Below are 12,010 nucleotides of genomic sequence, written 5' to 3' on the forward strand. Positions count from 1 at the left end.
AAGGAACAATAAAATAGATAATTTCAATGAAGAAGGTAGAAATACAGCACACAGATTTGCAGATAGCTCCAATTAATTTTGGTGGGAATGTTTTTGGCTGGACATTAAATGAGCAGCAATCGTTTGAAATGTTAGATAAATTTGTAGGAGCAGGGTTTAATTTTATTGATACGGCAGACACCTATTCGTGGTGGGTAAATGGAACCGGAGGGCAGTCCGAAGAAATTATTGGAAAATGGTTAAAAAGCCGTGGTAACCGTCAAAATATAGTAATTGCAACAAAAGTCGGATCGGAGACCAAGGAACACGGATATGATATCTCAAGGAAACATATCTTGAAATCGGCTGATGAATCATTACGACGGTTGGGAGTAGATCATATAGATCTATACTATACCCACTTTGACGATAACATAACCCCCGTGGAAGAGACGTTGTCGGCTTATGCGGACTTAATAGAGGTAGGCAAGGTACGTTATATCGCCGCTTCCAATCTATCGCCAGCGCGTTTAACGGAAAGCTTTGATGTAGCAGAGAAAAACGGTCTTCCCAAATATGTTGCGTTGCAACCGCATTACAATTTGGTAGAGCGTGCAGGTTTTGAAACAGATTATGCGGGCTTGGTCGAGAAGTATGGGTTGAGTGTATTTCCATATTGGTCGCTTGCAGCAGGTTTCTTGACCGGTAAATACCGTACTGAAACTGACTTTGATAAAACGGCAAGGGGCGGTGGGATCAAAAAATATTTTGATGCTAAAGGTAAAGCTGTCCTGAAAGCGCTCGATGCTATCTCCGAGAAGCATGAGACAAAACAGGCTACTGTAGCATTAGCATGGTTGTTGGCTAAACCGCTGATTACCGCTCCCATTGTGAGTGCCACAAGTGAGCGTCAATTGGATACGCTATGTGCGGCGCCGGCTCTTAAGTTGGATACAGAAGATATCGAATTATTAAACGAGGTCAGCAATTAAAATACCGGTAAAAGAGCAATCACAAAATCCCTACATTTCTGAGGGATTTTGTTTTTATTGAGAAGTCGTTCTTGATAGACGGTGGAGATAGCTTATGTATTTTAACAAGTTTATCGTAAATTGGACGCTAAATTGATCTTATGAAACGGTTCCTGATATTATTTTCTTTTATGCTTTTTGGCAGAAGTTATGCGCAAATGCCTACACCTTATGAACGGGGCAATGGTAATCAATCCACAACATTTGAAGAAATGCGGGCCTACTATCAGGAATTGGCGGAGAAATATACATCAATTCATTATGAAACAAAGGGAGAAGACGATAACAATAAACCAATAGATGTGGTCGTATTTAATCCGTTTGGAAAGACACTGGAAGTCGCTAGGAAAGGGAAGTGTATTTTATTGGTCAACAACGGTATTCATCCCGGAGAACCCGATGGTATTGATGCCACTATGATGCTCATGCGGGATTTGGCGACAGGAAAGGTAAAGGCACCTCAAAATGTTATCGTTGTTGCGCTCGCGAGTTACAATGTCAGTGGGATGTTAAATCGTGGGAGCTTTTCCCGAGCTAACCAAAATGGCCCTGAAGAGTATGGCTTTCGTGGAAATGCAAGGCATTATGACTTAAATAGGGATTTTATTAAGACAGACACTAAAAACTCGCGCAGTTTTCAGCAGATTTTCCACTGGGTCAAGCCGGATGTTTTTATCGATAATCATGTGAGCAATGGGGCCGATTATCAGTACACTTTTACTTATATCTCAACAAACAAAGAACGTCTGGGAAACCTTTTAGGTAATTATTTTAATAACAACATGCAAAAAACCTTACTGAAAGATCTCCAGGAGAAAGGGTTTATGTCTGTTCCCTATGTTAACATCCACAACGATGTACCTGATGGTGGTTTTCCAACTTTTATGGATTCGCCAAGATATGCAACAGGTTACACCAGTCTATTTAATGTCATCGGAACCGTGGTGGAAACACATATGTTGAAACCTTATCAAGAACGTGTCAAAGCGACTTATGATTATATGCGTTGTAATCTGGATTTTATGGAACAGCATTATAAGGAGATTAAACAAAAAAGAACTGAAAACCTCAAGCAATATCAAATAGGGGATAAATATGCCATAGCATGGAAGCTTGATTCATCGAAATATGAACCACTGGACTTTACGGGCTTCGAGGCAAAATATAAGCCGAGCGATGTCTCCTCGAAAGATAGATTGTGGTATGATAGAAACGCTAAGTTTTCAAAACAAGTTAAGTTATATAATACCTATGTTCCGACAAAAGAAGTAACTATTCCATCGTATTATGTCATTCCGCAGTCTGAATGGGAAATTGTTAACTTGCTAACACTCAATCAGATCAAAATGATTCCGCTAAAACAAGATACGGTAATAGCGGTGGAACAGTATCGAATTAAGGATTTCAAGACAACTTCAAGTCCTTATGAAGGGCATTATTTACATTTTGATACCAGCCTCCTCCGGGAATCCAATAAGGTAAACTTTCGTGCTGGTGATTATTTAGTCCCCTTGAATCAGGACGGTGTAAAGTTCTTGCTGGAAACTTTAGAACCTGAAGCAATAGACTCTTATTTTAATTGGAATTTCTTTGATGCGATCTTAGGACAGAAAGAATATTATTCAGCATATGTTTTTGAAGATACAGCAGCCAAACTTCTAAAAGAGAATAAAGATTTAAGAGCTGCCTTTGAACGCGAGAAGATGAACAACCCTAAACTTGCTGCGAGTAGTAGTGCGCAGCTGGATTGGATATACAAACATTCACCTTACTATGAAGAGTCACATCTTCTTTATCCTATTTATCGCATCAATTGATCACGGTGATTTTTGATACACAAGGCTGCGTTCGTTACAATATGGCTATCTTATAAGTATATCCAGGGTAATACCAATGAACATTATGACGATCAAATAGGAGATAAAGCCTATTATTAAAGCGGCAAATGCTTTGAAATAGCTGATCTTTTTAGTCTTATCAAAAAACTGTCCCATGGCCCAGGAGTAATATGCAAAGGTCACCAATGTTGCGTATATGATAAAACGCTGGTGGGTTATACCATCAATTATTGCAAAAAAAGCATAAATTAACATCGCCATCCCCATAATAAAACATAATAAGATGATGATTTCAAAAAGATTATAGCCGTATTTTTTAAAGAATAATTTAGTCCAAAGGGCGATAAAGAATCCCATGATAATGTTAGCATAACCATAATGATCTTGTAGCCATCGGAAGATGTGGGTCGTGATGATGAGTTTACTTTCAATACCATGGCTGTCGATTGACTGCATATACCGTTCTTCAGTATGGAAAAAGTGGGCAATAATTGAGTACACTAAAGAGGTTACTATAACAAAAATAATAGGTTTGACCAGCCGGCTACGATTCTCAGAAATGTAGTTTTGCACATTCTTCCCCGGCGCTGTTACCAATCCGCTAATGGTATAGAGAATGCCGCGTTCAAAGTGAAGCACATGTTCTATTTCATGGGTGATATAATGCGCATCTATTCTTTTCAGCGTTGCAGGTTGGCCACAATCGGGACAAAATTTTGACGTAATGTCTGTACCGCAGTTTTTGCAAGTTATCATGTTGAAGTTTTTCTTTAGGTAATTAAGGTTAGGTACTCTATATCATTTTTAAAGCCTATAAAGGCAAACTTTCTTTACGGACCATTTTATTGGAGGTATTCAGCAACTTCCACAAGCTTGTATTTGGGGCTCCGTTGCAAAAACTCACCAAGAAAAGCTGCGTGAGTAGCACCGGTGATCAGCAAAATACGATCTTGCGCCGTGACAGGGATCTGATTTAAATTGGAGTGTATCCGTAGATTTCTTCCGTAAAATTTAGTGGCTTCGTCAGCTCCTTCAAAATTACCTTTTGTACTACTGTAGGTTAAGATATCAGCGTTTACATTGATAAATTTTTGCAGGGTCTCTTTGTGATTAAATACCTTTAATTTATCTAAAATGGAGAGTTGGTCAATATGGGTGAATTCCTTCATGATTTTTCCCATGTAGTTTTTATACGTTACAGTATCCACCTGGTTCTCCAGTTCATTGGCAATGTTGTAATTATATGCTGCAGTTTGTTGTTCATCAATTCCATAAATTGTTTTTACCCCTGCAAGTTTGCCAACTTCATAAGCGATTAACGCTATTTCACCACCAAACTTAGCTTTATGGCCTTTGTCGTCGATAAAAGATCTGTAGTCACTGTTCAATTCTTTGTTTTTTTCAGAAATGACTTCTACGCAAATGATGGTTGGTTTAAAATCAGCCAACAGTTTGGCTACATGATAAGTTTCTCTTCTGTTTTTTTGATCTTTTTCATCAAATTCTACTTTATGGGCATCAGGGGTATAGCTCATGTGAAATGTCCCAAAATTTAAAACTTCGATTTTCTGCTGTGCGTAGCTGTTCCCAAAAAATAAGACCCCAAGGGCGATTCCAATATTTCGAATCTGTATAGTTTTAATAAGCATCTGTGTAAGAAATGGTTTTATGTTTTTTCCGGCTTTTCGTTCAGTTAGCTGTATTTTTCTAGCTGTTTTGTCCAAAAGTATTACAGTTTGTCCAAATAAAAGCTACACTTGAGTGTAGTTTTATTTAACTTCGAAACTTAGAATTTCGTTATGGATTTTAACGCGCTATTTTCACAAAAAAATAATGTTGATCGTCTTTCAGAAAAGGACATCCTGCAGACGCATGGCTATATTGAGCTTGTCAAAGCTTTCTCACGAATTACTTACCAGAGTATCTATCTAATCGATTATCAGGCCAAAAGCTTTGAGTTTGTTTCAGACAACCCGCTGTTTCTCGCTGGTTTAACAGCCACAGAGGTGATGGAAATGGGCTATGGCTTTTATCAAAAATATGTTCCGTCCGATGATTTCCGGATGCTCATTACGATTAACGAAGCGGGGTTCAGTTTTTACGAAAAAATACCCATAGAGGAACGGAAGCTTTACGTTATATCGTATGATTTTCAGATACAAAATGCGCATAACAAATTTATTTTGATTAATCATAAACTGACGCCGGTTTTTTTGACAGAAGAGGGGAAAATATGGAAGGCAATTTGTATCGTATCTTTATCCACCAATGTGTCTTCGGGCAACGTGACGATCGAAAAGTTGCACTCCAACTTAGTTTGGGAGTTGGATCTGTTGACTGGGAGATGGAACTCCCAAAAAAAGATTAACCTTACCGAACGTGAAATAGAAATTTTACGCTTTTATCATCGCGGTCTGACCATTCATGAAACTTCCGAAAAAATTTTCGTTTCCATTGACACGGTGAAATTTCATCGGCGAAAATTATTTGAAAAACTGGGGGTAAGTAACATGAATGAAGCATTGGTTTATGCATTGAATAATAGGTTATTGTAACGATGGCTTGACGGATGTTGAAATGTTCAGGGCAAGCGCCTCAATCGAGGCGCTGCAGATTATTTTTTTACCAATAGGGGTAAGTACTTCTCGTAGCCCTGTGCTTTCATCTTGTCTTTTGGAATAAATCGAAGTGAAGCACTGTTTATACAATAGCGTAGACCACCTTTATCTGCGGGTCCATCGTTAAAAACATGGCCGAGGTGTGCATCACCAGTTTTGCTGCGTACTTCCGTTCTGCGCATCCCGTACGAATTGTCGGCGTGTTCTTGAATCAAGCTATCGCTAATTGGTTTGGAAAAACTTGGCCATCCACAGCCCGATTCAAATTTATCTGTTGAGACAAATAAGGGTTCTCCAGTTGTGATATCGACATAAATGCCTTCCCTAAATTCGTCATTATAGGCGTTGTCAAATGCGCGCTCTGTTGCACTGTTTTGTGTAACATCGTATTGCAATGGAGTTAACTCCTTCTTCAAGGTCTCCTTGTCAGCTTTTTTATACCTGTTCTCAATGTTCACTTTCGCTTTTTCGGGGTTGGCATTTCGTGCAAGTTCAAATAAATCAGGGCTTATATGGCAATAACCACCGGGGTTTTTGTCCAGGTATTTTTGATGATAAGCTTCAGCATTATAGTAATTCTGTAAAGGTTCTATTTCCACCACTATTTTGCTCCTGTATTGACTTGCTAAAGCAGCTATTTGCTCTTTGATAACAGCAGCATCGTCGGCATTGGTATAATAGATGCCTGTACGGTATTGCGTACCGATATCGTTGCCTTGTTTATTCAGTGAAGTTGGGTCAATTGTTTTGAAGAAAAGGTCTACGAGCAGCTTTAGATCGACAAGCGCTGGGTCGAAGTTTACCTTTACGGTTTCGGCAAACCCGGACGTTCCTGTCGAAACTTGTGCATAAGAAGGGTGCTGAAGGTTTCCATTGGCATAGCCAACTTCCGTTGCGGTGACCCCGCGCACTTGTTTAAAGAAGTGCTCAGTTCCCCAGAAGCATCCTCCTGCAAAATAGACAACATGATCTTTTTGATTTGTAGTATTCATAGTATTTTGTGTTGACGGTTTTAAGTCTTTCCCTTTTTGTGAAAAGCAAACCTTGCTGATCAGAAATAAGCCGGTCGCTATAGCAAGGAGGACGAATAAGTGTTTCATGGTATGGATTGCTACATGAAAGAAACAACATTGTTTCTTTCATGTAGGCTACAAACACCGTACCTTTCTGGATGTTTAACTTAGAAGATATAAACAGTTTTGACTCTAATAGATTCTTTTTACAATTGGAAGACGAAATAAGTCTATGAAAGGTATGTCCTGACAAAAAGACCTTTTAGCTAAACTTCGCCAGCTGTATCTCTGTGTAGCTGTCTCACTGTGGCTATAATAGCCTGTTTGTCGTAGTAATAAAGTTGGTGAAGCTGTTGCTGTGTACCCTGTACTGCGAACGAGTCGGGCAAACCAAGACGTTTTAACGTAGCCGAGTAACCATGTTCCACCATAAATTCAAGCACTGCGGTGCCCACTCCACCTGCGATACATCCATCTTCGATGGTGATGATAGACGAATATGATTGGAATACCTCATGTAATAACGCTTCGTCGAGCGGTTTAAAAAACCGGAGATCATAGTGCCCGACGTGGATGTCCTCCTGGAGCAGCTCGCAGCAGGCGTCCTGTGCATATTGACCAACGGGTCCAAGAGAGAGTAGGGCAATGTCTTTACCTGAACAAAGTCTTCTTCCTTTTCCCATTTCAAGTCTTTTATATTTGTCGGATTGCTTCTCTTGGTTACCTCGACCTTTTGGGTAGCGGATTGCAAACGGTCCGTCGAGAGCGATGTCCTGAGCCGTGAACAACAAATTTTTAAAGTCTGTAAGCGTCATGGGGGAAGCGCCCGTAATGTTGGGTATGCATCGGAGAAAAGCAATGTCGAATGCCCCCTGATGAGTGGGGCCGTCGGGACCGACAACACCGGCCCTGTCAATACAGAACACGACTGGCAATTTCTGCAAAGCGACGTCGTGGATAAGCTGATCATAGGCGCGTTGTAAGAATGTCGAATAGATAAAGCAGAAAGGAAGTAGTCCATCGGCAGCAAGGCCAGCAGAAAAAGTAACGGCATGCTGTTCGCAGATACCAACATCAAAAACACGGTTGGGCATCTGCTGTTTCATTGCGGTTAGCCTGCTGCCGGAAAGCATCGCTGGGCTAATAGCCATAATACGACTATTCCTTCGGGCCAGCTGTGTCAGCGTTTCGCCCAGCACCTGCTGAAAAGTCTCGTTGTGGAGTTGCGGTAGCTGGTGTTCTAACCGTTCACCTGTCAGTTTGTCGAATTTCCCCGTGGCATGCCATTCTGCCTTATTTAACATGGCCGGTGCAAAACCTTTTCCTTTCTGCGTCACACAATGTACTATTTTGGGCCCCATTATATGCTTCAACTGCTCGAATATTTTGATAAGCTTATGGAGATTATGCCCATCCACTGGTCCAAAATAACGTATACCTAAGGCCTCAAAAATATTGCTTGAAGCAAGTAGTCCCGTTTTTATCAGTTTCTCTATTTTTCTAATCGCAGCAATTGACCATTGTGCCCGATCCTTATTACGCGACAGCAGCTTTTTGATCTGTGATTTGAACTGATTATAGGCTTGCCCCGAGGTCAGGTCGGTCAGATAATTTTGTAGCGCTCCCGTACCGGCATCAATAGACATATTGTTGTCATTTAATATAATCAATAGGTCGGGCTGCTCGAAACCAATATTATTTAAAGCTTCGAATGCTAGACCGGCAGTCATGGCGCCGTCACCGATAACAGCGATGTGTTGACGGTTATGATCACCCTTATACCTGGCCGCGCAGGCCATACCCAGAATTGCTGATAAGGATGTGGATGAATGACCAGTACCAAAGGCGTCAAAGTTATTTTCTTCCATAACAGGAAATCCGCTGATGCCATGTAGAAGCCTGTTCGAATGGAAGCGAGCCGCTCTACCTGTGATTAATTTATGGACATAAGCCTGATGACCAACGTCCCATATCAATTTATCCTCAGGGGTGTTAAACACATAATGTATTGCTATGGTAAGTTCTACAACACCAAGGCTTGAACTAAAATGACCGCCATGTGTAGCAATATGGTCAATGAGGAGGTTCCTTAATTCCTGACCTAATTCGGGTAATACCTCCTGTGGAAGAGCTCGTAATTCACTGGGGCTGTTGATTTGATAATTACCTGTCATTTCTTTTTTAGACAAATTTAGATTGATTAGATTTGCGATACAGGTACAGTATAGGTAAAAGTGATCAATACAGATGAAGAACTATAAGTTTGAAATCTTTACACAGGCAATCGAGAAAAATATAAAATCAGGGGTCTATAAACCCGGACAAAAGCTACCTTCAGTACGTGATTTTAAAGATTATTATGGTTTAAGTATGAGTACTGTTCAAGCTGGATACGAATATCTTATGATTCGTGGCCTAGTGGAAAGCGTTCCGAAATCTGGCTACTATGTCAGTGCGAAAAATGAAATGCTGGCAGAACCAGGAGGGCATGGTCGTCCACCAATAGTAAGGGATGCTGTCTTTGAACAAAGGCTGGGCCTGACAACAGCGTCACCTTTGGGGCGGGGTTTTTCGGAATTTAATGTTGCGGCTCCAGGGGATCTCCTTGTTCCGCAAAAACTTTTACTTCGGACGATGCAACAGGTCATTCGGGAACTAGGGGCAGGATTGCTACGCTATTATCCGTCTAATGGCTCTGTACAATTGAAGGACAACATTGTCAGCCGTGCGGCCTCTCATCAGACCTTGCTGCATACAGATGAACTGCTGATCACAGATGGCGCTTTACAGGCCTTGTATATCGCCTTGGCAGCCATATGCGAAGCCGGAGATATTGTTGCTGTGGAAAGTCCATGTGTATTTTCTGTATTGGAGGTCATTCGGGTGCTCAAACTGCGTGTCATTGAAGTTCCTGTTCTGACTAAAGAAGGCTTCGATATTGATTTTTTTAGAAGAGCATGTCAAAGAAGTGCTGTAAAAGCCGTCGTGCTAACACCGAATTTTCATAATCCAACAGGTATTTTGCTTGCAGATGAACAGAAAATTACTTTATTGGCGATTGCTCATCAATATCATGTTGCTGTTATCGAGAACGATATATATAGCGACCTAAACTTTCATGGGAGTAGACCATCAACTTTAAAACAATTTGATGAAAGCGGATTGGTGATGACTTATTCATCTTATTCAAAAACCCTGGCACCTGGAATTCGACTGGGCTGGTTAAGCACAGGGCTATTTCTGAAAGATGCCGAACAGATCAAGTTTGCGTTGGGCAGTACAGTTTCCCCTTTGAATCAGGAGACTGTAAGCCGTTTAATCGGCAGCAGTAGTTACGATCGGCATATTCGTTCACTGAAGATGCAACTGGCAAAAAATGCCTATCTAGCCACCAAACTAATCGCTTCCAGTTTTCCCGAACAAACCAAAGTGATTGCCCCGGCAGGTGGATATAATCTTTGGGTTAAAATGCCCGAAAGTACAGATATGTCGGATTTTTATGCGCAGTGTGAAAAAATTGGTGCGAGATTCACACCGGGTTATACGTTCTCTTTTGCGAATACTTTTGGACATTATTTTAGGTTGGTCATCGCGGATAAATTTTCTGATAAACGAATTGAAGCGATCCAGCATATAGGTCGGTATTTATGTGGGAACCTGTAGCTGTACTGATGCTAAATGAATAATGTGTATCGAATAATAGCAAGTGATAGCATTTACATTTGTTTGTTTAATAGGAGATGCATATATGAATATAGTTACAAAATTTACGGTGGCAACAGAGCAGGGAATTGAAGCGTTGTCGATGATCACCAAAACACTGGCGCTAGAAAAATTCGCCAGCTTAGTGGAGCCAGCTGAACTGGAACATTACATCGCTGACAATTTTAATTCCAGAACACTTGTCAACGAAATAAACAGCATGTCAAACCAATGGCTGGTGGTGTATGCCGACGATCAACCAATGGGTTATGCAAGAATAACCTCGAAAGGGCAGAAGCCGGATGCCCTGGCAGGTACACGTGCGATTCGAATCGCGGACTTTGGTGTCTGCCAACATGCAGCTCGGCAGCAAATGGAGACATCTTTAATGGACAAATGTCTTGCCGTCTGCAATCCCTATGATGTGATATGGGTCAATGAACCCATAAAAAGTTCGTCGATAGGATTTTTTGAGCAGAATGGATTTATAAAACAGCCAGGGGTTGGCAGATTCGAGGGATTGGCCTTGGAATCAGCAATATATCTTAAGGCGACCTCATAGTTCAAAGGAATTTTATCGTGAAGTTTAAACAAAGCATAATAATGTTTAGCAAAAAAAGTGCACAGATAAGTGCGCTTTTTTTTGTTTAATGATAGATATTTTAGTTTTATAATGTGTGTTTTTAGTTTTTAAAAAGAAGGTGTTTGTCAAACTTTAACAATATCTTTAAACTAAAAAATATCGTTTATAATCCCTTTTCATAATTGTTTAATGAAGAAAATAGTTATAACGCTTCTATAAGAACAACGAATGCATTTGAAGGATGCTTTGATTTTTCGGAAGTATCGAAATTCACTTTTTCCAGGTTCTGCCCACATTGAAAACCAATTGGAGCTTAATGAAGGAATCGCAGAGTATACCGGGGTAATGATCAGTGGGAGAAACAAAGAAAAAACAAAAAAACATTTTACTAATGTTGTAGACAGATTTTTCTCGAATCCCACTCATGTAAGGTCTTTTGCCTATAATACCACGCCAAGTCAAAAGTGGAGTGCTTATGGGGCCCAATTGGGAAAAATAACAGTTAGTAGGCCTACAAAAATCGAAGGGCAACGCGTAGAGGGTGAGGGCTGGGTGATGCAACTCAAAGATCAGTATGCCGTGCAAAAAGACGAACCGCTGAATAACTACAGGCTTATCAAAAAGCAGTAGATACACTATCTTGATTTTTTGTACGATGCAGCTTTACCAAATCAGCATTAAATACTGGTAAATATAGGAATATCGCCCAAATTTCATAAAAAGCTTCCCTATGCTATTCAATTTTTAGCTATCGATCGGGAGATAGCTTCGAGTTATTTTTTAAATATAATCCAGCGCATTTAATGCCCTAAATTTTCGGGGACTCAGACCGGTATGCTTTTTTATAAACCGTGTTAATGATGCTGAAGAACTAAAACCATAATACGAAGTCAACTCTTTAATCGGAATTTCAGTGGTAGCAAGTTTTTTGGCAATCTCACTTGCGACAATTTCCTTGACGATCGTGCTGGGTGAAGTTTCACTGCTTGAAAGTGTCAATCGATGTAAGGCCATTCTTGAAACGTTGAGCTTTTTCAAGTAGAATTGGAGGTCCCAGTGATTCTGAGGATATTGGTGAATGAGTTTTTTAAATTCTACTATAATGGGGTGTTCCGCTAGCGGTGCTGAATTTTGATCCAATTGATTTAATGTTTCTTTTTGTTCCTTTATGTTATTTTTCATGTTTTAAGATAATCGCTTGTTATTGATTCACTATAGTGTTCTGAGGCTATAGTTTAGGTTAAAT

Annotated in this window: 11 protein-coding genes and 1 pseudogene; 6 read left to right on the forward strand and 6 right to left on the reverse strand. The window is 40.3% G+C overall.

Translation table 11 applies throughout. From position 1 onward, the window contains the following. The first annotated feature begins 26 nt into the window (after window positions 1–26). Both B4Z90_RS10300 and B4Z90_RS10305 read left to right on the forward strand, forming a co-directional pair. A complete protein-coding gene (locus B4Z90_RS10300) occupies window positions 27–971 on the forward strand; it encodes an aldo/keto reductase (protein WP_286802122.1) in 945 nt (314 codons plus the stop codon). 140 nt (window positions 972–1,111) lie between these two features. Beyond that, window positions 1,112–2,827: a hypothetical protein gene (locus tag B4Z90_RS10305; RefSeq protein ID WP_286802125.1), complete on the forward strand. Its 1,716-nt coding sequence runs from the start codon at window positions 1,112–1,114 to the stop codon at window positions 2,825–2,827. A 45-nt stretch (window positions 2,828–2,872) separates the two neighbouring features. Here B4Z90_RS10305 and B4Z90_RS10310 read toward each other — a convergent pair whose 3' ends face one another. After that, on the reverse strand, window positions 2,873–3,604 hold the full coding sequence (locus B4Z90_RS10310; RefSeq protein WP_286802127.1) for a DUF3667 domain-containing protein: 732 nt from the start codon (window positions 3,602–3,604) through the stop codon (window positions 2,873–2,875). An 86-nt stretch (window positions 3,605–3,690) separates the two neighbouring features. Beyond that, the gene (locus tag B4Z90_RS10315; RefSeq protein ID WP_286802128.1) at window positions 3,691–4,497 is read right to left on the reverse strand and encodes a DUF5694 domain-containing protein; all 807 of its coding nucleotides are present in this window, start codon (window positions 4,495–4,497) and stop codon (window positions 3,691–3,693) included. 150 nt (window positions 4,498–4,647) lie between these two features. Here B4Z90_RS10315 and B4Z90_RS10320 point away from each other — a divergent pair, with 150 nt between their 5' ends. Further along, on the forward strand, window positions 4,648–5,403 hold the full coding sequence (locus tag B4Z90_RS10320; protein WP_115048810.1) for a response regulator transcription factor: 756 nt from the start codon (window positions 4,648–4,650) through the stop codon (window positions 5,401–5,403). A gap of 59 nt (window positions 5,404–5,462) precedes the next feature. Here B4Z90_RS10320 and msrB read toward each other — a convergent pair whose 3' ends face one another. The 3 genes and pseudogenes from msrB to dxs form a co-directional block, all read right to left on the reverse strand. After that, entirely contained in the window at window positions 5,463–5,882 is a 420-nt protein-coding gene (msrB, locus tag B4Z90_RS25040; RefSeq protein ID WP_349676162.1) for a peptide-methionine (R)-S-oxide reductase MsrB, read from the reverse strand. Between the two features lie 108 nt (window positions 5,883–5,990). After that, window positions 5,991–6,566, reverse strand: a pseudogene (msrA, locus tag B4Z90_RS25045) (peptide-methionine (S)-S-oxide reductase MsrA); the annotation flags it as partial. A 179-nt stretch (window positions 6,567–6,745) separates the two neighbouring features. Next, window positions 6,746–8,653 (reverse strand): 1-deoxy-D-xylulose-5-phosphate synthase, encoded by a 1,908-nt coding sequence (dxs, locus tag B4Z90_RS10330; protein ID WP_286802129.1) that lies wholly within the window; start codon window positions 8,651–8,653, stop codon window positions 6,746–6,748. Window positions 8,654–8,726: 73 nt separating this feature from the next. Here dxs and B4Z90_RS10335 point away from each other — a divergent pair, with 73 nt between their 5' ends. From B4Z90_RS10335 to B4Z90_RS10345, 3 genes are all read left to right on the forward strand, one after another. Beyond that, on the forward strand, window positions 8,727–10,142 hold the full coding sequence (locus B4Z90_RS10335; protein WP_286802130.1) for a PLP-dependent aminotransferase family protein: 1,416 nt from the start codon (window positions 8,727–8,729) through the stop codon (window positions 10,140–10,142). A gap of 85 nt (window positions 10,143–10,227) precedes the next feature. Next, window positions 10,228–10,743 (forward strand): N-acetyltransferase, encoded by a 516-nt coding sequence (locus B4Z90_RS10340; RefSeq protein WP_286802132.1) that lies wholly within the window; start codon window positions 10,228–10,230, stop codon window positions 10,741–10,743. A 249-nt stretch (window positions 10,744–10,992) separates the two neighbouring features. Continuing rightward, on the forward strand, window positions 10,993–11,394 hold the full coding sequence (locus B4Z90_RS10345; RefSeq protein WP_286802133.1) for a hypothetical protein: 402 nt from the start codon (window positions 10,993–10,995) through the stop codon (window positions 11,392–11,394). A 150-nt stretch (window positions 11,395–11,544) separates the two neighbouring features. Here the strand turns inward: B4Z90_RS10345 and B4Z90_RS10350 are convergent, their stop codons facing one another. Then, entirely contained in the window at window positions 11,545–11,946 is a 402-nt protein-coding gene (locus B4Z90_RS10350) for a helix-turn-helix domain-containing protein (RefSeq protein ID WP_070561060.1), read from the reverse strand. Window positions 11,947–12,010: the final 64 nt, after the last annotated feature.

The sequence above is a fragment of the Sphingobacterium sp. UBA5639 genome (assembly GCF_002421245.1).
GTDB lineage: Bacteria > Bacteroidota > Bacteroidia > Sphingobacteriales > Sphingobacteriaceae > Sphingobacterium > Sphingobacterium multivorum.

Coding starts and splice junctions, on each gene's coding strand:
- B4Z90_RS10300 (WP_286802122.1), top strand. CDS start 27: ATGAAGAAGGTAGAAATACAGCACACAGATTTGCAGATAGCTCCAATT.
- B4Z90_RS10305 (WP_286802125.1), top strand. CDS start 1,112: ATGAAACGGTTCCTGATATTATTTTCTTTTATGCTTTTTGGCAGAAGT.
- B4Z90_RS10310 (WP_286802127.1), bottom strand. CDS start 3,604: ATGATAACTTGCAAAAACTGCGGTACAGACATTACGTCAAAATTTTGT.
- B4Z90_RS10315 (WP_286802128.1), bottom strand. CDS start 4,497: ATGCTTATTAAAACTATACAGATTCGAAATATTGGAATCGCCCTTGGG.
- B4Z90_RS10320 (WP_115048810.1), top strand. CDS start 4,648: ATGGATTTTAACGCGCTATTTTCACAAAAAAATAATGTTGATCGTCTT.
- dxs (WP_286802129.1), bottom strand. CDS start 8,653: ATGACAGGTAATTATCAAATCAACAGCCCCAGTGAATTACGAGCTCTT.
- B4Z90_RS10335 (WP_286802130.1), top strand. CDS start 8,727: ATGAAGAACTATAAGTTTGAAATCTTTACACAGGCAATCGAGAAAAAT.
- B4Z90_RS10340 (WP_286802132.1), top strand. CDS start 10,228: ATGAATATAGTTACAAAATTTACGGTGGCAACAGAGCAGGGAATTGAA.
- B4Z90_RS10345 (WP_286802133.1), top strand. CDS start 10,993: ATGCATTTGAAGGATGCTTTGATTTTTCGGAAGTATCGAAATTCACTT.
- B4Z90_RS10350 (WP_070561060.1), bottom strand. CDS start 11,946: ATGAAAAATAACATAAAGGAACAAAAAGAAACATTAAATCAATTGGAT.